Origin of the sequence: Bacillus sp. TH50, from assembly GCF_016650565.1 — a bacterium.
Taxonomy (GTDB): Bacteria; Bacillota; Bacilli; order Bacillales; family Bacillaceae_G; genus Bacillus_A; species Bacillus_A mycoides.
This window is the reverse complement of the sequence record NZ_JAEKFM010000003.1, coordinates 2,048,599-2,072,123: the sequence shown is the minus strand read 5'-3', so window position 1 is coordinate 2,072,123 and position 23,525 is coordinate 2,048,599. Positions and strand designations below refer to the sequence as shown.

At 35.8% G+C, this 23,525-nt stretch carries 22 protein-coding genes and 2 other annotated features; of the genes, 18 read left to right on the top strand and 4 right to left on the bottom strand.

The features are described 5' to 3' along the window. Positions 1-107: 107 nt before the first annotated feature. Positions 108-359, top strand: a binding site (T-box leader). Between the two features lie 52 nt (positions 360-411). The 3 genes from asnS to JFU23_RS10715 all read left to right on the top strand — a co-directional run bounded on the left by asnS (position 412) and on the right by JFU23_RS10715 (position 3,052). Next, complete coding sequence (gene asnS, locus JFU23_RS10725; RefSeq protein WP_002034242.1) at positions 412-1,803, top strand: asparagine--tRNA ligase; 1,392 nt, start codon at positions 412-414, stop codon at positions 1,801-1,803. Between the two features lie 129 nt (positions 1,804-1,932). Next, on the top strand, positions 1,933-2,835 hold the full coding sequence (locus JFU23_RS10720) for an SDR family oxidoreductase (RefSeq protein ID WP_002129335.1): 903 nt from the start codon (positions 1,933-1,935) through the stop codon (positions 2,833-2,835). 82 nt (positions 2,836-2,917) lie between these two features. Further along, a complete protein-coding gene (locus JFU23_RS10715) occupies positions 2,918-3,052 on the top strand; it encodes a YuzL family protein (protein WP_002112167.1) in 135 nt (44 codons plus the stop codon). A gap of 217 nt (positions 3,053-3,269) precedes the next feature. Here JFU23_RS10715 and rnhC read toward each other — a convergent pair whose 3' ends face one another. After that, positions 3,270-4,208 (bottom strand): ribonuclease HIII, encoded by a 939-nt coding sequence (gene rnhC, locus JFU23_RS10710; RefSeq protein ID WP_098635294.1) that lies wholly within the window; start codon positions 4,206-4,208, stop codon positions 3,270-3,272. 123 nt (positions 4,209-4,331) lie between these two features. Here rnhC and zapA point away from each other — a divergent pair, with 123 nt between their 5' ends. From zapA to srtB, 13 genes are all read left to right on the top strand, one after another. After that, positions 4,332-4,601 (top strand): cell division protein ZapA, encoded by a 270-nt coding sequence (zapA, locus tag JFU23_RS10705; protein WP_002088902.1) that lies wholly within the window; start codon positions 4,332-4,334, stop codon positions 4,599-4,601. 2 nt (positions 4,602-4,603) lie between these two features. Then, positions 4,604-5,143: a CvpA family protein gene (locus JFU23_RS10700; RefSeq protein WP_002034246.1), complete on the top strand. Its 540-nt coding sequence runs from the start codon at positions 4,604-4,606 to the stop codon at positions 5,141-5,143. Between the two features lie 55 nt (positions 5,144-5,198). Then, positions 5,199-6,917 carry a DNA polymerase/3'-5' exonuclease PolX gene (polX, locus tag JFU23_RS10695; RefSeq protein WP_002088901.1) on the top strand — a complete coding sequence of 573 codons (1,719 nt, stop codon included), beginning with the start codon at positions 5,199-5,201 and terminating at the stop codon, positions 6,915-6,917. A 19-nt stretch (positions 6,918-6,936) separates the two neighbouring features. After that, a complete protein-coding gene (locus JFU23_RS10690) occupies positions 6,937-9,297 on the top strand; it encodes an endonuclease MutS2 (protein WP_012261787.1) in 2,361 nt (786 codons plus the stop codon). 196 nt (positions 9,298-9,493) lie between these two features. After that, entirely contained in the window at positions 9,494-10,183 is a 690-nt protein-coding gene (locus JFU23_RS10685) for a 23S rRNA pseudouridine(2604) synthase RluF (protein ID WP_201031870.1), read from the top strand. 107 nt (positions 10,184-10,290) lie between these two features. Further along, positions 10,291-10,541: a binding site (T-box leader), on the top strand. Between the two features lie 113 nt (positions 10,542-10,654). Beyond that, entirely contained in the window at positions 10,655-11,980 is a 1,326-nt protein-coding gene (gene brnQ6 / locus JFU23_RS10680; protein ID WP_061673924.1) for a branched-chain amino acid transport system II carrier protein BrnQ6, read from the top strand. Between the two features lie 461 nt (positions 11,981-12,441). Beyond that, a complete protein-coding gene (gene isdC / locus JFU23_RS10675; RefSeq protein ID WP_201031868.1) occupies positions 12,442-13,176 on the top strand; it encodes a heme uptake protein IsdC in 735 nt (244 codons plus the stop codon). Between the two features lie 23 nt (positions 13,177-13,199). After that, positions 13,200-13,658: an NEAT domain-containing protein gene (locus JFU23_RS10670; RefSeq protein ID WP_012261783.1), complete on the top strand. Its 459-nt coding sequence runs from the start codon at positions 13,200-13,202 to the stop codon at positions 13,656-13,658. 32 nt (positions 13,659-13,690) lie between these two features. Then, complete coding sequence (locus tag JFU23_RS10665; RefSeq protein WP_201031867.1) at positions 13,691-16,891, top strand: NEAT domain-containing protein; 3,201 nt, start codon at positions 13,691-13,693, stop codon at positions 16,889-16,891. 69 nt (positions 16,892-16,960) lie between these two features. Beyond that, positions 16,961-17,842 carry a heme ABC transporter substrate-binding protein IsdE gene (gene isdE, locus JFU23_RS10660; protein WP_201031866.1) on the top strand — a complete coding sequence of 294 codons (882 nt, stop codon included), beginning with the start codon at positions 16,961-16,963 and terminating at the stop codon, positions 17,840-17,842. Between the two features lie 27 nt (positions 17,843-17,869). Continuing rightward, positions 17,870-18,853: a FecCD family ABC transporter permease gene (locus tag JFU23_RS10655; RefSeq protein WP_016096039.1), complete on the top strand. Its 984-nt coding sequence runs from the start codon at positions 17,870-17,872 to the stop codon at positions 18,851-18,853. Next, positions 18,843-19,613, top strand: a complete 771-nt coding sequence (locus JFU23_RS10650; protein WP_002088890.1) for an ABC transporter ATP-binding protein — start codon at positions 18,843-18,845, stop codon at positions 19,611-19,613. Before JFU23_RS10655 ends, JFU23_RS10650 begins: the two co-directional genes overlap by 11 nt. A 31-nt stretch (positions 19,614-19,644) precedes the next feature. After that, the gene (gene srtB / locus JFU23_RS10645; RefSeq protein WP_201031865.1) at positions 19,645-20,409 is read left to right on the top strand and encodes a class B sortase; all 765 of its coding nucleotides are present in this window, start codon (positions 19,645-19,647) and stop codon (positions 20,407-20,409) included. Between the two features lie 69 nt (positions 20,410-20,478). Here srtB and isdG read toward each other — a convergent pair whose 3' ends face one another. Further along, positions 20,479-20,802, bottom strand: coding sequence for a heme oxygenase (gene isdG / locus JFU23_RS10640; protein ID WP_002015426.1), 324 nt, complete (start codon positions 20,800-20,802; stop codon positions 20,479-20,481). A gap of 247 nt (positions 20,803-21,049) precedes the next feature. Here isdG and JFU23_RS10635 point away from each other — a divergent pair, with 247 nt between their 5' ends. Next, positions 21,050-22,249 (top strand): class I SAM-dependent rRNA methyltransferase, encoded by a 1,200-nt coding sequence (locus JFU23_RS10635; RefSeq protein WP_002067464.1) that lies wholly within the window; start codon positions 21,050-21,052, stop codon positions 22,247-22,249. Positions 22,250-22,292: 43 nt separating this feature from the next. Here the strand turns inward: JFU23_RS10635 and JFU23_RS10630 are convergent, their stop codons facing one another. Next, entirely contained in the window at positions 22,293-22,487 is a 195-nt protein-coding gene (locus tag JFU23_RS10630) for a YwbE family protein (protein ID WP_001014315.1), read from the bottom strand. Beyond that, a complete protein-coding gene (locus tag JFU23_RS10625) occupies positions 22,488-22,661 on the bottom strand; it encodes a hypothetical protein (RefSeq protein ID WP_002015431.1) in 174 nt (57 codons plus the stop codon). It abuts the gene before it with no gap. Between the two features lie 170 nt (positions 22,662-22,831). On the opposite strand from JFU23_RS10625, the gene JFU23_RS10620 reads away from it, so the two are divergent. Then, positions 22,832-23,524 carry a response regulator transcription factor gene (locus tag JFU23_RS10620; RefSeq protein WP_201031864.1) on the top strand — a complete coding sequence of 231 codons (693 nt, stop codon included), beginning with the start codon at positions 22,832-22,834 and terminating at the stop codon, positions 23,522-23,524. The last annotated feature ends 1 nt before the right edge of the window (position 23,525 follow it).

Here is a 23,525-nt window from a genome sequence, read left to right as displayed (position 1 = left end):
TGTCGGAAAATGTCGGTAAGTCGATATATTATAAAAATCGCTGATATATTTTCTGGCATCTTGCATCTTTCTCTCGAATGTAGTACATTAATTTTAGTTTAACAAAACGAAAGACGATGATAAGGAAAAGTAGTATATACTATAATCCAAAGCGAGTCAGGGACGGTGAGAGCCTGATGAGGCGGTATATGTGAAGAACACCTTGGAGTTGCTAACCGAAATTGAAGCTTGTATTCAAGAGTAGACTTAGACGGGAATCCGGCCTGTTACAAACCGGGAAGTATGTATTACATACGAGTTAAAGTTGGTCTTTATGACAAATTGGGTGGTACCGCGAAGTTTAACCTTTCGTCCCTTTATGGATGAAAGGTTTTTTTGTATTTAAATATATGAGTAAAGGAGAATTTTACTATGGAAAACACATTAGTAAAAAGTCTGTATAGAGATACAGATAAATACGCAGATCAAACAGTACAAGTATCGGGTTGGATTCGTAACTTACGTGATTCAAAAGCATTTGGTTTCATCGAATTAAACGACGGTAGCTTCTTCAAAGGTGTTCAAATCGTTTTCGATACAGAATTAGAGAACTTCAAAGAAATTGCAAAGCTTCCACTAAGCTCTTCAGTTAAAGTAGAAGGTAAAGTAATTGCAACACCTGGAGCGAAGCAACCATTTGAAATTAAAGCAGAAAAAATTGATATCGAGGGCTTATCAGATTCTGATTACCCACTTCAAAAGAAGCGTCATACGTTTGAATACTTACGTACAATCGCTCACTTACGTCCAAGAACAAATGCATTCTCAGCAACATTCCGCGTGCGTTCTATCGCAGCATTTGCAATTCACCAATTCTTCCAAGAGCGTGGATTTGTACATGTTCACACACCAATTATTACTGGTAGTGATACAGAAGGTGCAGGCGAAATGTTCCGCGTAACAACGCAAGATTTAAACAACGTACCAAAAGGTGAAGACGGACAAGTTGACGAATCAAAAGACTTCTTCGGCAAAGAAACAAACTTAACAGTAAGTGGACAGCTGAATGCTGAAGCTTATGCATTAGCGTTCCGTGATGTGTACACATTCGGACCTACATTCCGTGCAGAAAACTCAAACACAACTCGCCACGCAGCGGAGTTCTGGATGGTTGAGCCTGAGATTGCATTCGCTGAGTTAGGCGATGTAATGGATCTTACAGAAGATATGCTGAAATATGCAATGAAATACGTACTAGAGCATGCACCAGAAGAAATGGACTTCTTCAACAGCTTCGTTGATAAAACAGTTCTAGAGCGCATGAACAACGTAATCAACTCTGACTTCGGTCGCATCACTTATACAGAAGCAATTAAAGTACTTCAAGAATCAGGTGCTGAATTCAAATACCCAGTAGAATGGGGTATTGACTTACAAACAGAGCACGAAAGATACTTATCAGAAGAAATCTTCAAACGCCCTGTATTCGTAACTGACTATCCGAAAGACATTAAAGCATTCTACATGCGTATGAACGAAGATGGTAAAACAGTAGCAGCTACTGATCTTCTAGTTCCTGGCATCGGCGAATTAATCGGCGGAAGTCAACGTGAAGAAAGAATGGACGTTTTAGTAGACAGAATTAAAGAATTAGGTATGAACGAAGAGGACTACTGGTGGTACTTAGAACTTAGAAAATACGGCGGTACAAAACACGCTGGATTCGGTCTAGGTTTCGAGCGCTTCCTAATGTACATCACTGGCATGGCTAACATCCGTGACGTAATTCCATTCCCAAGAACTCCAGGTTCTTCTGAGTTTTAAGATGAAAAAAGCGAGAGCAACTGCTCTCGCTTTTTTTGTTTGGAAAAATGTTGTTCATAGGTTCGTTCATATCTCACATATAGTAAAACGAATGAAATATTTATGGGCAAGGGAAGGGGTTTTTGTACAATGGGGGAGATTCCAAGTCATACAAAGTGGACACTGCATGACAAGTATGTGGTGATTACTGGTGCAACAAGTGGTATTGGATTAGCGGCAGCTAAGACATTTGCAGAGCGCGGTGCCAAACTAGGAATCATTGCACGTAACGAGGAAAAAGCGAATGCTGCTATTGCTCAAATTAAGGATGTAACGAATGGGGATGTGATGATAGATCTATTTTTAGCTGATATGGCTTCCCAACAATCTATACGCCGGGTAGCTACTGATATTTTGGAAAGGTGTCCGAGAATAGATATATTAGTGAATAATGCTGGTGCTTTATTTCAAACAAGGCAGCTTACAGAGGACGATTTGGAGATGACTTGGGCGGTTAACCATTTAGGTCCATTCCTAATCACTAATTTGCTGTTGGAGCGTTTAAAAGAAAGTGCTCCTGCTCGTGTTATCACCACCGCATCTCACGGTCACAAAATGGCTAAAAAGGGAATTGATTTCGGTGATTTAGATGCAGAACAACTTTATCGTGGTGTTAAGAAATTTATGGGTGGTCCTACAATGCGTTATGCTCAATCAAAACTAGCAAATATTTTATTTACCGCTGAATTGGCAAAGAGGTTGGAGGGGACGGGTGTTAGTGCATACAGCTTCGATCCAGGGCTAGTGGCTACGAATTTCAACCAGGACAATGGTCTAGTTGCTCGCTTAACTATGGCAGCAATGAAACCTTTCTCTCGTACACCCGAGAAAGGTGCTGAAACTCTAATATGGCTAGCAGAATCAACTGAATTTACTGATCATAGTGGTTATTACTATGCCGATAAGCAAATAGGAAAAATGTCTGAAGCTGCCTTGGATAAGGATGCCGCAAAACGTCTATGGGACATTAGTGAAAAACAGACAGGAGGATAAAAGAGTAGCCAGTATATGTTCAGATGGTTATGCTGAATAGTTTTTTACTCTTAAGTGAAAAGTAATCTTGGGGGTGATTGTAATGAGTAAGAAAGTGAAAACAGACCATTCTAGATCAAGCTTAGGTTCTCCGGAAGTGGAAGGACAAGGAACGACTACGCATGAAACGGGTTCTTATAAAGTACCTTCATCAAATAAGAAGCAGAAACGAAGTTAAACATAAAAAGGGAGTCATGGAGACTCTCTTTTTTAGGTGAATAGTAAATGAATATATATCAGTCTAAATTTAAATATATAGATACACAGAATGAGTGCGGCGAAAATAGGAACGTGTGAGATCCTATTTATCCATTTTTCATTCATAAAAGGCGAAAAGAATTCAATTCTTTTCGCCTTGTTTAGTTCATCCATATCCTGTCGATACTAAAAAGTAGTTATTTTTTCAGTAACCGAAACGCCTTCTCTGTATTAGCAAAATGCACTTTCACAAATTCAGGTAGTCTTTCTTTACCGACTTTTTGAATTAATTTAGCAGCGGCAATATCAACTTGTTTACCAGCACCTTTCGGAAGTTGCATACCAGCTTTTTTGCTTAGTTCGTCAAATTGTTTTACGAATGAGTAACGAGCTAAAATGGAAGCGGCGGCTACTGCTAAATGGACACTTTCACCTTTTGTAGCGAAGTAAACATTTTCACGCTGTACCTGTTTTTGTTTCGCTAAATATTTATAGTATGTATCAGGCTGTGTAAATTGGTCGATTAAGATGCCTTCTGGTTTTGTAGGCGCGATTTTAGCCAATAAGTTTGTGATGGCTTTGTTATGTAGTAAAGCTTTTAGTTTACCTTGGTTGTTTCCTTTATCAAATAGCTCGTTATATTTTTCATTATGAAGAACGAGGGAGCTGTAAGGAACAACGTGAAGGAGTTGTTTTGCAATCTCAGCAATTTGAGCATCATTTAAGTTTTTGGAGTCTTTTACACCGAGTTCTTTTAAAAGTGGAATTTGCTTCGCATCCACATATACAGCAACAACTGTCATCGGTCCAAAGAAATCTCCAGTACCTACTTCATCGGACCCTAAAATCGACATTGTACCAATAGAAGAAGGTGGTGCATATTGATGCGAATTGACCGATTTTTTTACAGCGGATTTTGGTGTTTGAGAGACAGTTTGCCAACGAGAAGCCTCTGCTTCAGCACGTCCACCTTGAAACATTACTTTCCCTGATTTATAGGCTGTAATTGTGCAAGATGGAACCTTTGCCATAAAGATACCGCCTTGCGGAATTTTGGGGCTAAGTGCTTGTTTGTATTGTTGTTTCATGTCTTCAATTACTGTAGAACTTGTTTGTATTACGATAGAATTTGACAAAATGGTCGCTCCTTTTTTATGTTGTTATTTTTATCATATCGGATTGTTCTTTCTGTTTCCATATTATGATGGTTCATGGTATGATAAACTTTAGGATTCTGTACGTGATTGGAGGCCGGTGAGTTGTCACAACAAAAGGGAAATAAAAGTCGAATTAATGTAGAAATATATGGCCAACAGTATTCAGTTGTTGGCGATGAAAGTACAAGTCATATCCGCATGGTAGCAGCGATTGTGGATGATAAAATGCGCGAACTCAATGCCAAGAATCCTTCGCTTGATACGAGTAGACTAGCGGTATTGACGGCGGTAAACGTCATACACGATTACATAAAATTAAAAGAAGAACATGAGAAGTTGAAAGAAAGTATGACACAAAAAGGAATGGAATAAACATGATTGATATTATTATCATTTTATTGCTTGTTATGGGATTTTTCCTCGGTTTACGCAGAGGATTTATTTTGCAACTTGTAAAGTTAACAAGCTTTATTATCGCATACCTCGTTGCATACTGGTACTGTAAAGATTTAGCGCCAACGCTTGCGAAATTTATTCCGTATCCATTCGATAAGAATGTATCTGTTCCAGAATGGATAGATGCGAATAATATTGAGGGTGTCTTCTATCAAGCAATTGCGTTTATTGTATTATTTATTATTACAAAAATCGCACTTTCACTACTTGGTAATTTACTGAATATGTTTGCAGAAATCCCAGTTTTAAAGCAAGTCAATGCGGTTGCTGGGGCACTTCTTGGCTTTTTAGAAGTGTATATCATTCTGTTTGTCTTAATTATTGTTGGAACAATTCTTCCAATTGAACAAATACAAACACCATTACAAAAATCATCAATTAGCAAAATAATTGTAGACGATACACCGATTCTTTCTGAAAAGGTGAAGGAACTATGGCAGACAGGTAGCAGAGTGTAACTTCTCTTTTTTCGGAAAGAGAAGTTTTTTTCTATGAAAGAAAGGCGGGGAAATGATGAAAGTGAATAAAAAACAAGTTATCAAATTACTAGAGACAATCGGCCTATTTATGGAACTAAAGGGCGCGAATCCATTTAAAATATCTGCATTCCGTAAAGCGGCGGCAGCACTAGAAAGTGATGACCGTAGTCTTTCTGAAATTGAAGATTTCACAAAGATTCCAGGTATCGGAAAAGGAACAGCAGCAGTTATTCAAGAATATATAGAATCGGGAACATCTGAAGTACTACAAGAACTTGAAAAAGAAGTACCAAGCAGTTTATTACCACTATTAAAACTACCAGGCCTTGGTGGTAAGAAGGTGGCCAAGTTATACAAAGAACTTGGTGTTGTTGATATGGAAACGTTAAAAGCTGTTTGTGAAGAAAATAAAGTACAAGCTTTAGCAGGTTTCGGTAAGAAAACAGAAGAGAAAATATTAGAAGCAATTGATCAAGTAGGCTCTCGTCCAGAGCGTTTACCAATTGCGATGGTATTGCCTATTGCCGGGGAAATAGAGGAGAAATTGTCGAATGTTGCTGAAATAATTCGTTTCTCACGCGCTGGTAGTTTACGCCGTGTTCGTGAGACAGTGAAGGACTTAGATTTCATCATTGCAACGACAGAGCCAGCAGTAGTGCGTGAACATTTACTACAATTTGATAATATGATTGAAGTGATTGCAAGTGGAGATACGAAAGTATCTGTTCGTCTTCAATATGAATATGATATTTCAATTGACTTCCGCTTAGTAAAACCAGAAGAATTTATTACAACTCTTCACCATTTCACCGGATCAAAAGACCATAACGTAAAAATGCGCCAAATTGCGAAAGATAGAGGCGAGAAAATTAGTGAATACGGTGTGGAAATCTTAGAGACCGGTGAAGTGAAAACATTCGAAACAGAAGAAGCATTCTTCGCCCACTTTGGCCTTCCATTCATCCCACCAGAAGTGCGTGAAGATGGAAAAGAAATTGAATTAATTAAAGAGTATCCGAACTTAATTCAGTTCTCTGATATACAGGGTGATTTACATATGCATACAACGTGGAGTGACGGTGCTTTTTCAATTGAAGAAATGGTACAAGCGTGCCGCGCTCGTGGATATAAATTTATGGCAATTACTGATCACTCGCAATACTTGAAAGTAGCGAACGGTTTAACGAAAGAGCGTCTTCGTGAACAAGCGAAAGAAATTGAACGTATGAATGAAAAGTATCCAGACATTACAATTTTGCGCGGGATTGAAATGGACATTTTACCAGATGCGACACTTGATTTTGACGATGAAGTATTAGCAGAACTAGATTATGTCATTGGAGCCATTCACTCTAGCTTCTCACAAGACCGTGAAACGATTATGAAGCGTCTTCGCACTGCACTTGAGAATAAGCATGTCACAATGATTGCCCATCCGACAGGACGTCTTCTTGGGCGCCGTGAGGGTTACGATGTAGATACAGATTTATTAATCCAGCTCGCAAAAGAAACAAATACAGTTTTAGAATTAAATGCAAATCCAAACCGTCTAGATTTAAGCGCGAAATTACTAAAACAAGCACAAGATGCTGGTGTAAAAGTAGCGATTAATACGGATGCCCATACACTTGAAATGTTAGAAGATATGGAAACAGGTGTAGCAGCAGCGCGTAAAGGTTGGATTCAAAAAGATAACGTGATTAACACATGGGATATTGAACGTTTATTAGACTATATTAAACGTAATAAGTAATACAGGGGGGACCTGCAACATGTTAGAACGAACGTTGCGTGTATTAGAATACAATAAAGTAAAAGAACAATTACTTGAACATACAGCATCTTCACTTGGTCGTGATAAAGTGAAGAATTTAGTGCCAAGCACAGATTTTGAAGAAATTGTGGAATTGCAAGAAACAACGGATGAGGCAGCGAAAGTCATCCGTTTAAAAGGACATGTACCACTTGGAGGGATTTCTGATATTCGTGCAAATATTAAGCGTGCGAAAATTGGAAGTATGTTAAGTCCTCATGAATTAATTGAAATCGCAAGTACGATGTACGGTAGTCGCCAAATGAAACGTTTCATTGACGATATGATTGACAACGGTGTTGAGCTTCCAATTTTAGAAACACATGTCGCACAAATTGTGTCTTTATATGATTTAGAAAAGAAGATTACAAATTGTATTGGTGACGGCGGTGAAGTAGTCGATAGCGCAAGTGACAAATTGCGTGGTATTCGTAATCAAATTCGTACTGCGGAAAGCCGTATTCGTGAGAAATTAGAAAACATGACGCGTTCTTCAAACGCGCAAAAAATGTTATCAGATGCAATTGTAACGATTCGTAACGAACGCTACGTAATCCCGGTAAAACAAGAATACCGCGGCGTATATGGTGGTATTGTTCACGATCAATCTGCTTCTGGACAAACATTATTTATCGAACCGCAAGTAATCGTGGAATTAAATAACGCACTTCAAGAAGCACGTGTGAAAGAAAAACAAGAAGTAGAACGCATTTTAATGATGTTAACGGAAGAAGTAGCAGTGGAAGCTGATATTGTTTTATCAAACGTAGAAGTAGTTGCAAATCTTGATTTTATTTTTGCGAAAGCTCTTTATGCGAAGCGAATTAAAGCGACGAAGCCAATCGTAAATAATGAACGCTACATGGATTTAAAACAAGCACGCCATCCGCTTATTGATCCGGAAATTATCGTGCCAAATAACATTATGCTTGGTAAAGACTTTACAACAATCGTTATTACAGGACCGAATACAGGTGGTAAAACAGTTACACTTAAAACAGTCGGTATTTGTGTCTTAATGGCGCAATCTGGTCTTCATATTCCAGTAATGGATGAATCAGAGATATGTGTATTTAAAAACATCTTTGCTGATATCGGTGATGAGCAATCGATTGAACAAAATTTAAGTACATTCTCTTCTCATATGGTAAACATTGTAGATATTTTAGAAAAAGCTGATTTTGAAAGTTTAGTCCTATTTGATGAATTAGGTGCTGGGACAGATCCGCAAGAAGGGGCTGCACTAGCGATTTCTATTTTAGATGAAGTATGTAACCGTGGTGCTCGCGTTGTTGCAACGACGCATTACCCAGAATTAAAAGCATATGGATACAATCGTGAGCAAGTTATTAATGCGAGCGTTGAGTTCGATGTGAATACATTAAGCCCAACGTACAAATTATTAATCGGTGTACCAGGACGTAGTAACGCCTTTGAAATTTCGAAGCGTCTTGGTTTGTCTGATCGCGTTATTGATCGCGCTCGTAACCATATTAGTACAGATACGAACAAAATCGAAAATATGATTGCAAAGCTAGAAGAAAGCCAAAAAAATGCAGAGCGCGAACGAAAAGAAGCGGAAGAGCATCGTAAGCAATCTGAAAAACTTCATCGTGAATTACAACGTCAAATTATTGAATTTAACGATGAGCGCGATGAAAAATTATTAAAAGCGCAAAAAGAAGGGGAAGAAAAAGTCGAAGCTGCAAAGCAAGAAGCAGAAGGCATTATTCAAGAACTTCGTCAATTGCGTAAAGCACAGCTTATAAACGTGAAAGACCATGAGCTTATTGAAGCGAAGAGCCGTCTAGAAGGTGCAGCGCCAGAGCTTGTGAAGAAACAAAAAGTAAACGTGAAAAACACAGCGCCAAAACAACAGTTACGATCAGGTGATGAAGTAAAAGTGTTAACGTTCGGTCAAAAAGGTCAATTGCTTGAAAAAGTAAGTGATACAGAGTGGAGCGTACAAATTGGTATTCTGAAGATGAAAGTGAAAGAATCCAATATGGAATACATTAATACACCGAAGCAAACTGAGAAAAAAGCAGTCGCAAGTGTGAAGGGTAGAGATTATCACGTGTCGTTAGAGCTAGACCTTCGCGGCGAACGTTATGAAGATGCAATGATGCGCGTTGAAAAATATTTAGACGATGCACAGCTTGCAAGCTATCCTCGTGTATCAATCATTCACGGTAAAGGAACAGGAGCGCTTCGCCAAGGTGTACAAGATTACTTGAAGAAACATCGCGGTGTGAAAACCTACCGCTACGGTGACATGGGCGAGGGAGGCCTAGGCGTAACAGTTGTCGAATTAAAATAGCAAACAACCAAACAAAAGGGGAAACCATTATATGTTTATGGACAAACTTGCAAAAGTATTGTTAGCTTGTTGCGGAATATTTTTGGTAATTGGGGTTATTTATTTAGTTGTTTTTGCGAAGTAAAGGAGCGTCAATCTTGGCATAATGATATCGCCATGGATTGACGCTTTTAATCTATAAGAAAAGGAACAAAACATGAAAATCAACCAATACATAAGCGAAGCAAAATCCTGCTCAAGACGTGAAACAGACCGTCTCATTAAAGCAGGACGTGCCTGTATTAACGGTGAAGTATGTACGCACGGTGCACTCGTTAATGAAGGTGATATTGTAACGATTGATGGGCAAGTTATTGTAAAAGAAGAGAAAGAAAAGGTGTATATTGCCTTCCATAAACCAGTCGGAATTACTTGTACAGCAGCTGAACATATTGAAGATAATATTATTGATTATATCGATCATCCAGAACGAATCTTTCCTGTTGGACGATTAGATAAAGCATCGGTAGGACTCATCTTATTAACGAATGACGGTGCGATTGCGAATCAAATTTTGCACGGTGATCATGAGCATGAGAAAGAATATGTTGTCACTGTCGATAAGCCGTTTACAGATTGGTTTATTGATGAGATGTCCAGCGGTGTAAAGATTAAAGATGGAATGACGAAGCCATGTAAAGTGACGAGAGTTAATCAGTCTACATTCCGCATCGTTTTAACGCAAGGAATGAATAGGCAAATTCGTAGAATGAGTCGTGCTTTCGGATTTACTGTAACAAAGCTAAAGCGAGTACGCATTATGAATATAGAGCTAAATGAGCTTGAAGCTGGAAAATGGCGAGACATTACACCTAAGGAATTAGAAATATTAATAGGGCAGTTATAGGGTGTAAAGTTTTCTCCCTATATTTTTTTGTCAGAAAAAATAAAACTATTGATTTTTTAAAAAATAGCCCATATAATAAAAAACAACAAGTTTCGACAACATATTTTATAAAAGTAATGATGAGGACATGAGTTGTTTTTGACGATTCTCAGAGAGGGAAGCCTTAGGCTGTGAGCTTCCTAATACGGAAAGACAAACTTACCACCTCTAAACTTCAAGAGTGAACTGCAGATGCATTGTAATTCTTGGCGGATAAAACCGTTATCAATTTACACGAGCTATAAAATGAGCTTATTTCGTTATAAATTCATTTTATTAGAATAAGGGTGGAACCACGATTTCAACACTCGTCCCTTTGTTAGGGACGGGTGTTTTTTGCGTTCTTTTACGGGGAAGTATGCTTGAAAGAGGATATGTGACGGATTTTAATTCAGAATATTTTGTCAATAAAATAATTAGGAGGTAGTAGAAATGAAGTCATCTTTAAAGTTTTCTGAGATGTTTGCAATAAGCTTAATGTTATTTGCACTGTTTTTCGGTGCCGGTAATATGATTTTTCCACCAGCGTTAGGGCAAGGTGCTGGAACAGATGTATGGATCGCGTTATTTGGCTTTATCGTAACAGGTGTAGGACTGCCTTTATTAGGAGTTATTGTTATAGCACTAAAGGGAGATATTAATGAATTAGCAAGACGTGTACATCCTGTATTCGCGCTAATTTTCATTACTGCAATTTATTTATGTTTAGGCGTATTTGTTAGTGTGCCACGTACAGGGACTGTTGCTTATGAAATGAGCATTGCACCATTTTTACCAAGTGAGGTAGCTAGTCAGGCTTATCCACTTGTCATCTTTACATTTATTTTCTTTGCGGTAACTTTCTATTTAGCATTAAACCCATCGAAATTAGTGGGGCGCATTGGTAAAGTGTTAACTCCAATTTTATTAGCTGTTATTGCAATTATTGTAGCGAAAGCAATTATGACTCCAATGGGAGAGTTTGGTGCCCCTACAGAAGCGTATAGTGCCCCGCTCTTTAAAGGTTTTATTGATGGATATTTAACTTTAGATGGACTTGCAGCACTTGTTTTCGGAAATGTTGTGATCAATGCTTTAAAAGCAAAAGGCATTACAAATAAGAACAGTATTGCGAAAGTAACAATCTTTGCAGGATTTATTGCAGCACTTGGCTTACTTCTTGTTTATTTAGCACTTGCTTACCTTGGAGCTTCAAGTGTTTCACTTGGAATGGGAGCAAACGGCGGAATTATTTTAACAAACGTCGTGAATCATTTATTTGGTAGCTACGGAACATTATTATTAGGTATCGCAATTACAGCAGCATGCTTAACAACTTCTGTCGGTATTGTAGCAGCTTGTGGAGAATATTTTTCTTCGTTATTACCAAAGCTTTCTTATCAAAAAGTCATTTTTATTTTCTCTGTATTAGCATTTATGGTAGCAAATCTTGGTTTAACTCAGTTAAACGCATTAGCATTGCCGATTTTAATTGCAATTTACCCAATTGGTATCGTACTGATCGTATTATCACTTGTTGAAAACTATATTCGTCTTCCATTAGCTATGTATGTAGGCGGTATTGTAGGCGCATTTGCAATTAGCTTCTTTGATGGATTGCATAATGCAAATCTTCAAGTAGCGGCCCTTGCTCCTATTTTAGATAAAATTCCATTATATAGTGTAGGGATTGGTTGGCTAGTTCCGGGTATCATTGGAATTGCAATTGGATATGTAGTTTCTTTATTTCAAAAGCAAGAAATTGCTGTAGAAAAATAAGGGAAAGAGGCTTTCTTTAAAAGAAAGCCTCTTTTTTTGTAGAAAAATTATATATAGAAGAATTCAGATATTAAAAATTTTATACGTAATATAGTTGACAAAAAAATTACCAGTAGGCTAAGATTGACTTAGTTGTGGAAATATTGGAAGGGAAGAGGTTTTCTATGACTATATCATTTTTGTAAGAAGAGGTGATAGAACGATAGAATTAGGCGGTTTATTTTTTTTGAAATTCGTTGAGAATGATAATCAATAAAATGATGAAAGAGTTTTATGTTTATTCTTATAGGAAAAATTGGTGGGATTATTTTTTTGTCTATCAATGAGAATGATAATCAATATATTTCTAACTACATAGTGTTACTCGTTATAAAATAGAGATAGAAAGATTATTTTTTTTCTTATATATTGAGAATAATTATCATTTTCAAAAAAAGAAAAACAAGGAGGCAGTAAGGTAAATGAGAAAGTTTTCGGTATTACCCGCTTTTATTATGACATTCGTATGTATGCTAGCTTTTCTCGTAGTGCCATTCGGACAAGCTTCGGCAAATGTAGCTGACGGTACTTACGATATTAACTATGTCATACAAAAAGCAGAAAATGATTCAGCTTCAATGGCAAATGATTATTTTGAAAAACCAGCTAAGTTAATTGTAAAAAATGGTGAGATGAGAGTACAAATTCCTATGAATCATAGTGCTTGGATTACAGAATTTAAAGCACCAGAGAACGGGAACTTTGTTGATGCAAAAGTTGTTAGTAAAGATGAATCTGCAGATAAAAGAACTGTAGAGTTTAAAATAGACGACTTATCTAAACCAGCAGCTGTAAAAATTCATGTTGTTGTACCGAACGTAAATTATGACCATAACTACACAATTCGCTTTGCGTTTGATGCAAATGTAAAAGCAGTAGGTGGAGAGAATAAGACAACTGCTGCAATAAAAAATGAAGATCAAACTCAAAAAAATACACAAGTAAAAGAAGAAGTGAAGAAAGAAGAGAGCAAAGAAACAAACAAAGAAACAAACAAAGAAACAAACAAAGATGTAAATAAAGGAACAAATGAAAGTGGGAAAGCTGAAAAAACAGATAACCCAAAAACAGGCGATGAAGCACGCATCGGATTATTTGCAGCGTTAATTCTTATTTCAGGTGTTTTCTTAATTCGTAAAGTGAAGTTAAGTAAATAAATCTTTTGAAGGGTGATGAATATATGTTTAAACAATTTAAAATGATTATTGCCGTATTTGCTGTTTTATTTACGTTTATAGCAACACTAGGTTCACAAGATACAAAGGCTGCTACAAAATTAGCTGATGGAAAATATAATATTGCTTTTACTGTATGGAAAGGCGATAAAGATGAATCATCTAGAATGAATAGTTATTTTGAAAGTCCGGCAACATTAACAGTTAAAGATGGAAAACAATATGTTTCATTCAAAGTGAAAGATAGTACTTCTATTAAAAGTTTACAAGTAGAAAAAAATGGTCAATTCGTAGAAGCTACTGTGTTAAGTGAAAATACAAAAGAGAATACTAGAGTTGTAGAATTTGAAGTTGCTGACTTGTCAAAAAAACTAAATGGCAAGGTGAAAATTAATATCCCAATTATTAATTATAACGCTTCATATGATATTCGTTTTGTATTTGATGGGAACAGCATTAAATAATTGGGAATTTTTTGAAAAGGAGAGTCATTCTATTGAACAGGTATTTTAAAATTGTTGTTGCAATGTTTCTAACGATTTTCACATTCGTATCAACGCTACAACCTCTTGCAGTTCAAGCTGCTAGTCAACTAGCTGACGGTGAATATTCAATCGGTTTCAAAGTTCTTAAAGACACATCAGATGAAGAATCTATGATGAATCAATACTCTGTAAGTCCAGGAACTTTAAAAGTGAAGAATGGGAAAAAGAAAGTATCCTTTACGTTAGAACATAGTTCATGGATTACAAAGTTTGAAACGGAAAAAAGTGGTCAGTTTGTTGCGACAAATGTAATTAGTGAAGATCAAGAAAAAGATACAAGAGTCGTAGAATTTGATGTGGACGATGTAGAGAAGGTATTAAATGCGAAAGTAAAAGTAGACATTGATTTTTTAAATTATCATCATGACTATGATGTGCGTATTGCATTTGATCAAAATAGTATTACACCGATTCATGTAGAACAACCAAATGAAAAAGAGGACCCAGCTAATAAGCCAGATCCAAATGAAAATCCGGATCCGAGTCAGAAGCCCGACCAAAAGCCTGACCCAGATCAACAACCAAATTCTAACACAATTAAAGATGGAGAGTACAGCATTCCATTTAAAGTGTTAAAAGATCAAACAGATGAAGAATCTAAGATGAATACTTACATGGTAAATCCAGGGGTATTAAAAGTAGAAAACGGTAAGAAAAAAGCAATTGTAACGTTAAAAAATAGCTCATTAATTAAAAATTTCCAAACGGAAAAAGATGGCGCATTTGCTGATGCAAAAGTAGTGAGTGAAGATAAAGAAAAAGATACAAGAGTCGTAGAATTTGAAGTAGACGATTTATCTAAAAAACTAAATACAAAAGTATTTATTGAAGTGGCATCACAAGGTTACAAGCAAACACATAATGTACAACTTTTATTTGAACAAGATAAACTTGAACAAATTAAAAATGAAGAGAAACAACCGGAAGTAGAAAAACCAGATACTGAAACAATTAAAGATGGAGAGTACAGCGTTCCGTTTAAAGTGTTAAAAGATCAAACAGATGAAGAATCTAAGATGAATACTTACATGGTAAATCCAGGGGTATTAAAAGTAGAAAATGGTAAGAAAAAAGCAATTGTAACACTAAAAAGTAGCTCATTAATTAAAAATTTCCAAACGGAAAAAGATGGTGCGTTTGTTGATGCAAAAGTAGTGAGTGAAGATAAAGAAAAAGATACAAGAGTAGTAGAGTTTGAAGTAAACGACTTATCTAAAAAACTGAATACAAAAGTATTTATCGAAATGGCATCAAGAAACTATAAGCAAACACATGATGTGCAACTTTTATTTGAACAAGATAAGCTTGAACAAATTAAAAATGAAGAGAAACCAGAAGTAGAAAAACCAGAAGTAGAGAAACCAGAAGTAGAGAAACCGGAAGTAGAAAAACCAGATGGAAACAAAAATCCAGATGCTGAAACAATTAAAGATGGTGAATACAGTATCAATTTCAAAGCTTTAAAAGATCAAACAGAAGAAATTTCAATGATGAACACGTATACAAAGAGTCCAGGCGTGTTAAAAGTGAAAGATGGTAAAAAATATGTATCATTCACATTAACGAATAGCGCTTGGATTACAAAGTTTGAATTTGATAAAAATGGTTCGTTTGTTGATGCGAGTGTATTGAGTGAAGATACGAAAGCTGATACGCGTGTAGTGGAAGTGGAAGTAGCAGATTTATCGAAAAAATTGAACGCAAAAGTAAAAGTCGATATCGATTCAATGAATTATCATCATTTCTATGATATTCAATTTGCATTTGATAAAGATAGCATTAAACCGTTAGATAACCAAGGCGGAAACGATAACCAAGGCGGAAACGACAACCAAGGTGGAAATAACAACCAAGGCGGAAACGACAACCAAGGCGGAAACGACAACCAAGGCGGAAATGATAACCAAGGTGGAAACAACAACCAAGGCGGAAACGACAACCAAGGTGGAAACAACAACCAAGGCAATAATACAACAATTGATCCAAACGCTCTTAAAGACGGTGAATACAGCATTGGCTTTAAAGTATTAAAAGATCAAACAGATGAAATATCAATGATGAATACATACACAAAAAGCCCAGGTGTATTGAAAGTAAAAGATGGTAAGAAATATGTATCGTTTACATTAACAAATAGTACATGGATTACAAAGTTTGATTTTGAGAAGAATGGCTCGTTCGTTAATGCAAAAGTATTAAGTGAAAATAAAGAGCAAAATACAAGAGTAGTAGAAGTAGAAGTAAATGATTTGTCTAAAAAATTAAATGCAAAAGTAAAAGTAGATATTGATTCAATGAATTATCACCATTTCTACGATGTTCAATTTGTATTTGATCAAGATAGTATCAAAGCTTTAGGGAACCAAGGTGGAAACGATAACCAAGGTGGAAACGATAACCAAGGCGGAAACGACAACCAAGGTGGAAACGATAACCAAGGCGGAAACGATAACCAAGGCGGAAATGACAATCAAGGTGGAAATAATACACCGAAAGTAATAGTTGATTCGAAAAATTTAGTAGATGGTCAATATGATATTACATTTAAAGTGTTAAAAAACAAAACAGAAGAACTTTCAAAGATGCATGACTATACTGTAAATCCAGCAAAATTAATCGTTAAAGATGGTAAAAAGTACATTGAGATGACGCTGAAAAATAGTGCGTGGATTACGAAATTCCAAACAGAAAACAATAGTCTTTTTGCTGATGCAAAAGTAGTAAGTGAAGATAAAAATGCAAATACGCGAGTAGTACAATTTGAAGTAGAAGATTTATTTAAAAAATTAAATGCAAAAGTGAAAGTAGACATTGATGAGATGAACTACCATCATTTCTACGATGTCCAAATTCAATTTGATACAAATAATATTGGTGCGTTAGGAACAATTAAAGAGGATCCAAAAAAAGATCCGAAAAATGATCCGAACAATCCAGTGATTACACCGAAAGTAGATAATGTAAAAAAAGTAGATAATCCTGATTTTAACCGAAATGCAGATGATAAGAAGAAAAAAGAAGATCAAAAAAATGATCCAAAAAAAGAGAAAAACTCAAAAACGGCAGATACAGCACAACTAGGTTTATACATGGTGCTATTGCTTGGGTCACTTGCTTTACTAGTTCGTAAATATAGAGCAGGAAGATTGTAATTTTTGGAGTCTTGATGCATGTTCGCATGCATCAAGACTTGTTTCATATTGTTTGGAAAGGAGTGGTGATTGAGAGTGAAGAAAATTGCTAGTGTACTAATGGCTATCATTCTATTAGTGAGTGTAGCTGGATGCTCGGCGCCCAAAAAAGAAGCAGCAAAACAGGTAAAGAGTGAGGGTAAAGAGAGAATTGTTGCAACGACAGTTGCTGTTACTGAAATTATGGATGCGTTAGAAGTAGATTTAATTGGTGTACCAACAAGTACTAAAGATTTACCAAAGAGATATAAAGGTTTATCTGAAGTTGGGAATCCGATGAGTCCTGATATGGAAAAGGTAAAATCATTAAAGCCGTCAGAAGTATTATCCGTGACAACACTTGAATATGAATTAAAGCCAGTTTTTGATGGTGTAGGTATGAAAGCAAACTTTTTAGATCTAACAAGTTTAAAAAATATGCAAAATTCCATTAGTAATTTAGGTAAGCAATATGGACGTGAAAAGCAGGCTGAAGCAGTTGTAACTAAGTTAGATAACAAGGTTGCAGAGATTCAAAAAGCAGTAAAGGGCAAGAAAGAACCGACAGTGCTTATTTTATTAGGTGTACCGGGGAGTTATTTAGTAGCAACAGAGCATTCTTATATTGGAGATTTAGTGAAACAATTAGGTGGTAAAAACATTGTACAAGGTGAACAAGTAGAGTATTTAGCTTCTAATACAGAGTATTTAAAAAAAGCTGATCCAGACATTATTTTACGAGCGGCACATGGTATGCCTGATGAAGTTGTAAAAATGTTTGATAAAGAATTTAAAACAAATGATATTTGGAAACACTTCGCTGCAGTTAAAAATAATCGTGTTTACGATTTAGAAGAGCGTTTATTTGGAACGACAGGAAATTTAGCAGCGACTGAAGCGCTAGATGAATTGAAAAAAATGATGTATCCGTGATGCATTTTAATATAAAGGAAGATTAGCATGAATAAAAAATTTTGGAGTTTCTTCATTGTTACTGTATTGCTTATTGTTATGACATCATTGTCAGCAACGAAAGGGAGTTTAGAAGTAGGTATTGTTGAGCTTGTACAAGGGATATTTACAGGGGGAAATGAAGATGTTGAAGTGATTAAAGATTTACGTTTCCCACGTATTATTATTGCACTATTTACTGGAGCAGCTCTTGCTGTTTCGGGCGTGCTCTTCCAAGCTGTCATGAAAAATCCACTTGCTGATGCTGGGGTAATCGGGATATCTTCAGGAGCAAGTTTTATGACACTTGTTATTATTACGCTATTCCCGCAATTCTTTTTCTGGACGCCGGTATTCGCCTTTCTAGGTGGTGCGTTTGCGTGTTATCTCGTTTATTCGTTTTCATGGAAATCAGGATTAAGTCCGCTTCGCATTATTTTAATTGGTATTGCCATTAATGCGATGTTCACTGGATTAAATGAATCGTTCATTACGATTTGTGGATACTTCATTAAGAGTATTAAGCAAACGACGACTTCTAATATAACGATGAAGACGTGGGGCGATGTAGAAATAATGGTTACTTATGGAACAATTGGTCTTATTCTTGCACTGTTTGTCGGAGCTTGGTGTAACTTATTATCTCTACAAGATAAGACTGCAAAAAACTTAGGCTTGCACGTGACGAGAGTTCGTCTTATTATTTCTGCCATTGCAGTACTCTTAGCGGCAGTATCAACAGCAATTGCAGGTGTTATCGCTTTCGTAGGATTACTCGTTCCGCACATTTCAAGACAACTAGTTGGTTCAGACCATAAAGCATTAATTCCATTTTCTGCTCTTGCAGGGGCGTTATTAATTTTGACGGCGGATACGATTGGAAGGTTAATTGTGCCACCTAACGAAATTCCAGCAGCGACGATTATGGCAGTTATTGGTGGCCCATTCTTAATATTCTTGCTTAGAAAGAGTGATAAAGTTCATGGAAATTAAAAATGTAACCTTTTCGTACGATAATGTAACGGATCGATTAAAGTCGGTTAGTAGTGAAATAGAGATTGGTAAAATTACAACAATTATTGGACCAAACGGTTGCGGGAAATCAACATTACTTGGTGTGATGTCAAGAAATCACGATCCTCGTAGTGGAGAGGTAATACTTGATGGGAAGGCAATTAGCCAATATAAACCGAAAGAGTTTGCTAGAAAGTTAGCCGTTGTCCATCAACAAAATGAAGCACCGGCAGATATGACGGTAGAGAAATTAACAAGCTTTGGCCGTATGCCTCATAAAAATATATTTTCTTCGCAAACTGATGAAGATAGAGAAGCAATAGAAAGGGCTTTAGCATGTACGAATTTGCTAAGTAAACGTGATAAGGAAATTCATGCTTTATCTGGTGGAGAAAGACAGCGTGTTTGGATTGCCATGACGTTAGCTCAGAAGACGCCAATGCTCTTTTTAGATGAACCGACAACATATTTAGATATTTATTATCAACTTGAAATATTAGAGTTAGTAAAAGAATTAAATGAAGCACAAGGATTGACAATCGTTATGGTATTACACGATATTAATCAGGCGATTCGCTATAGTGATCATATCATTGTTATGAAAGACGGCGAAATTGTTACAAAAGGCAAGCCGAATGATGTTGTGACAGAAAGTATGATAAAGACGATATACGGTGTAGATGTCGTTGTAAAGCAAGATGAAGATACAGGATTGTATATGGTCCCAATGGGTATTTAAACATGGGAACAATCCGTTTTGAGGTGATAATTTGAGTAGCAAAAAAGAAAGGAAGAAGAATTCTTTTTTTCAACGAATACTTACAGTTGTTTTTTTAGGTACCTTTTTCTATTCAGTATATGAATTAGGTAATATTTTCATGGATTACTATGAAAATCGTAAAGTAATGGCCGAAGCACAAAACATTTATGAAAAAAGTCCGATGGAAGAGCAATCACAAGACGGGGAAGTACGTAAACAGTTCAAAGTTCTGCAGCAAATTAACCAAGAAATAGTTGGATGGATTACGATGGATGATACACAAATTAATTATCCAATCGTTCAAGCAAAAGACAATGATTACTATTTATTTCGAAATTATAAAGGTGAAGATATGAGAGCAGGAAGCATTTTTATGGACTATCGTAATGATGTGAAATCTCAAAATCGAAATACTATTTTATATGGTCACCGTATGAAAGATGGTTCTATGTTTGGAAGTTTAAAGAAAATGTTGGATGAAGATTTCTTCATATCGCATCGTAAATTATATTACGATACATTATTTGAAGGATATGATCTTGAAGTGTTTTCGGTGTATACAACAACAACTGATTTTTATTACATTGAAACGGATTTTAGTAGTGATACGGAATACACATCATTTTTGGAGAAAATTCAAGAAAAATCGCTGTACAAAACGGATACAAAAGTGACAGAAAGTGATCAAATCGTAACACTCTCGACGTGTGACTATGCACTTGATCCAGAAGCGGGAAGATTAGTAGTACATGCGAAACTAGTAAAAAGACATTAAATAAAAAAAGTATAGAATATGAGAAGTGGTAACACTCTTCATATTCTATACTTTAAAAAAGAAATATGCTTACTGTGCTGCAGCCATTGGCATACGTACAACTTTTACATCATAGTAAGCAATTTTATTATCAAGAATATAGTCTGGCATCCCGCCTTGATGTGAGTGAGCATCTTTAAATGCTGAGCTCTTTGTCCAACCTTGGAAATCTTCTTTTGCATTCCAGCGAGTGCTAATTGTTACTTCATCATAATCAACTGTATTTTGCGTTAAAAGAACTTCTAATCCTAAAAATCCTGACATTGTTTCGACTTTACCCACTTTATTAAAACGCTCAATTAATTTATGGCCATTTCCCTTTGTAATTTTAGTTGTATTTGTAACAATAATCATGTTTATTCCTCCTATAAATGTAGCCTTTATTTTCAAGAACTCATATACATTAAATGATAATGAAAATCATTATCATTGTCAATAGTAATAATGAAATATATAATTTTTTTTCGGTTATGTGAGAGGATGAGCTAGTTGTACTAGCAAAGCAATAATATGGTATAGTGAAACGAGGCTTTTTTCAGCCTCGTTTTTTACATTGCTTCCTACTAATTAGAAAGCATTCAAATGGAAAGGAAGACATTACATGCGATCTGAAGTAACTATAAAAATAAAACCGAAGTTTATAAAAGAAATTAAAAGTGGATATCCACTTATTTTAAAAGATGCTATTCAAAATTTAAATGATGTACGTGAAGAAGGAACAATCATCAACGTAGTAGATGAGAAGAACCAATTCATCGGAAAAGGCTATTATGGAAAACAAAATAAAGGATATGGATGGATTTTAACGAGAAAAGAGAAAGAGCAAATTAATCAACCTTTCTTTGAAAGTAAAATCAAATCTGCTTTACATAAACGAAAAGATTTTTATAAATCAAATGATACAACAGCATTTCGTGCCCTGAATGGTGAGGGCGATGGCCTTGGTGGTTTAATCATCGATTATTATGACGGCTATTACGTAATAAGTTGGTATAGTGAAGGGGTTTATACTTTCCGCGATGAGATTATAGCAGCACTTCAAAAAGTAGCAAATTTCAAAGGGATTTATGAGAAAAAGCGTTTTGATACGAAAGGGAAATACATTGAAGGTGATGATTTCGTCGCAGGAGAGCGCGGTGAGTTCCCACTTATCGTAAAAGAGAACGGTGTAAACTTTGCTGTATATTTAAATGACGGGGCGATGGTTGGTGTGTTTTTAGATCAGCGTAACGTTCGAAAACAAATTCGTGATAAATATGCAAAAGGAAGAACGGTTTTAAATATGTTCTCTTATACTGGGGCTTTCTCTGTATTTGCAGCGCTTGGCGGTGCAAGTAAAACAACAAGTGTGGACCTTGCAAATCGTAGTTTAAGTAAAACGATTGAGCAGTTTAGTGTAAATGAAATTGATTATGAAGCACAAGATATTATTGTAGAAGATGTATTTCTGTATTTCAAATATGCAGCTAAGAAAAAGATGAAATTTGATATGGTTGTACTTGATCCCCCAAGCTTTGCACGCTCGAAAAAATATACGTTCAGTGCGGCGAAAGATTATAAAAACTTATTAAAAGAAACAATTGCCATTACAGAAAATAACGGTATTATCGTTGCTTCTACAAATTGTAGCGCATTCGATATGAAAAAGTTTAATGGCTTTATCGATACAGCATTTAAAGAAATGAACGGTAAATATAAAATATTAGAAGAACATTCTTTGCCGGAAGATTTCCGTACAATTGATCAATTTAAAGAGGGAGACTATTTAAAAGTAGTTTTCATCGAAAAAATTAAAGGTTAATGAAAATAAGAAAAGGAGCTCAAGTTTAAATGAGCTCCTTTTCTTATTGAATAATATTTTGTACTCTGCCAACCTGTCCGTCTTGCAATCTTACTTTAATGCCGTGCGGATGTGAAGGTGAGTTCGTTAAAATATCTTTTACAATTCCTCTTGTTAGCTTACCTGTACGTTGATCTTGTTTTAATACAATATCAACTTCAAGACCTGATGAAATGTTAGATCGTTTTTGCCCGTTCATTTATACACCTGTACGTCTACGTTGGTTGTTTGTTTTCTTCGTTTGTTGGTTTTGTAATTTTTTCGTTTCTTGACTTTGACTTCCATTATTTGAGCCGTTTCCATTTCCTTGCTTTTTCTTCGCAAGTTGTTCGCGCATTAAATCAGCTAAGCTTACTTTTTTGTTTTCTGACATGATAAGTCTCCTTTATATAAAGTTAATTATGAACAATCGTAGTGAATTTCATCATATCATTGTTAAGGAAGGAAGGGAAGTTGGTTTGAAAATTCATATAATTCTTTCCAGCATTCATTCGTTACGATACAATTAAATTGTTAATGTTTGTTAAAAAAGGGGATAGAAATATGTCACATCATATTTTATTAGTTGAAGATGATATCTCAATTCAAGAGATGGTTGAAACATATTTAGTAAAAGAAGGTTTTCAAGTTACAATCGCATCTGATGGAGAAGAAGGAGTTAACGCATTTTTAAAAGGTTCATTTGATTTGATTATCCTCGATATTATGATGCCAAAGTTAGATGGCTTAGAGGTTGTGCGAATCATTCGAGAAAAAAGTGCAGTTCCGATTTTAATGATGTCAGCAAAAGATACGGATGTTGATAAAGCGGTTGGATTAGGCCTGGGAGCAGATGATTACATTTGTAAACCATTTTCTATGATTGAATTGGCAGCACGTGTAAAAGCTGCTATTCGAAGATCTACAAAGTACTCAGCGGTGGAATCGAAAGATGAGGCCATTCAGATTGGTGATTTAACAATCGATCCAATTAATTTCACTGTGGAAAAAAACGGAAAGTCGCTCAAACTTACTTTAAAAGAATTTGAGATTTTAAAACTGTTCGTAAAGAATCAAAATCGTGTATTTACGAAAGCGCAAATATATACGTTAGTTTGGAATGACGAGTATTACGGTGACGATAACGTTATAAATGTTCATATGAGAAGATTACGTGAGAAAATTGAAAGTGATCCATCTAATCCAGAATATATTAAAACGTTATGGGGCATCGGCTATAAGTTGGAAGGGATGTAAT

Bases quoted from the DNA above. Each gene is read 5' to 3' on its own strand.
- isdC (WP_201031868.1), top strand. From the start codon at position 12,442: ATGAGAAAGTTTTCGGTATTACCCGCTTTTATTATGACATTCGTATGT.
- JFU23_RS10700 (WP_002034246.1), top strand. From the start codon at position 4,604: ATGATTGATATTATTATCATTTTATTGCTTGTTATGGGATTTTTCCTC.
- JFU23_RS10635 (WP_002067464.1), top strand. From the start codon at position 21,050: ATGCGATCTGAAGTAACTATAAAAATAAAACCGAAGTTTATAAAAGAA.
- JFU23_RS10620 (WP_201031864.1), top strand. From the start codon at position 22,832: ATGTCACATCATATTTTATTAGTTGAAGATGATATCTCAATTCAAGAG.
- JFU23_RS10685 (WP_201031870.1), top strand. From the start codon at position 9,494: ATGAAAATCAACCAATACATAAGCGAAGCAAAATCCTGCTCAAGACGT.
- asnS (WP_002034242.1), top strand. From the start codon at position 412: ATGGAAAACACATTAGTAAAAAGTCTGTATAGAGATACAGATAAATAC.
- JFU23_RS10630 (WP_001014315.1), bottom strand. From the start codon at position 22,487: ATGAACGGGCAAAAACGATCTAACATTTCATCAGGTCTTGAAGTTGAT.
- JFU23_RS10670 (WP_012261783.1), top strand. From the start codon at position 13,200: ATGTTTAAACAATTTAAAATGATTATTGCCGTATTTGCTGTTTTATTT.
- JFU23_RS10690 (WP_012261787.1), top strand. From the start codon at position 6,937: ATGTTAGAACGAACGTTGCGTGTATTAGAATACAATAAAGTAAAAGAA.
- JFU23_RS10720 (WP_002129335.1), top strand. From the start codon at position 1,933: ATGGGGGAGATTCCAAGTCATACAAAGTGGACACTGCATGACAAGTAT.
- isdG (WP_002015426.1), bottom strand. From the start codon at position 20,802: ATGATTATTGTTACAAATACAACTAAAATTACAAAGGGAAATGGCCAT.
- JFU23_RS10655 (WP_016096039.1), top strand. From the start codon at position 17,870: ATGAATAAAAAATTTTGGAGTTTCTTCATTGTTACTGTATTGCTTATT.
- polX (WP_002088901.1), top strand. From the start codon at position 5,199: ATGAAAGTGAATAAAAAACAAGTTATCAAATTACTAGAGACAATCGGC.
- JFU23_RS10650 (WP_002088890.1), top strand. From the start codon at position 18,843: ATGGAAATTAAAAATGTAACCTTTTCGTACGATAATGTAACGGATCGA.
- JFU23_RS10625 (WP_002015431.1), bottom strand. From the start codon at position 22,661: ATGTCAGAAAACAAAAAAGTAAGCTTAGCTGATTTAATGCGCGAACAA.
- brnQ6 (WP_061673924.1), top strand. From the start codon at position 10,655: ATGAAGTCATCTTTAAAGTTTTCTGAGATGTTTGCAATAAGCTTAATG.
- JFU23_RS10715 (WP_002112167.1), top strand. From the start codon at position 2,918: ATGAGTAAGAAAGTGAAAACAGACCATTCTAGATCAAGCTTAGGTTCT.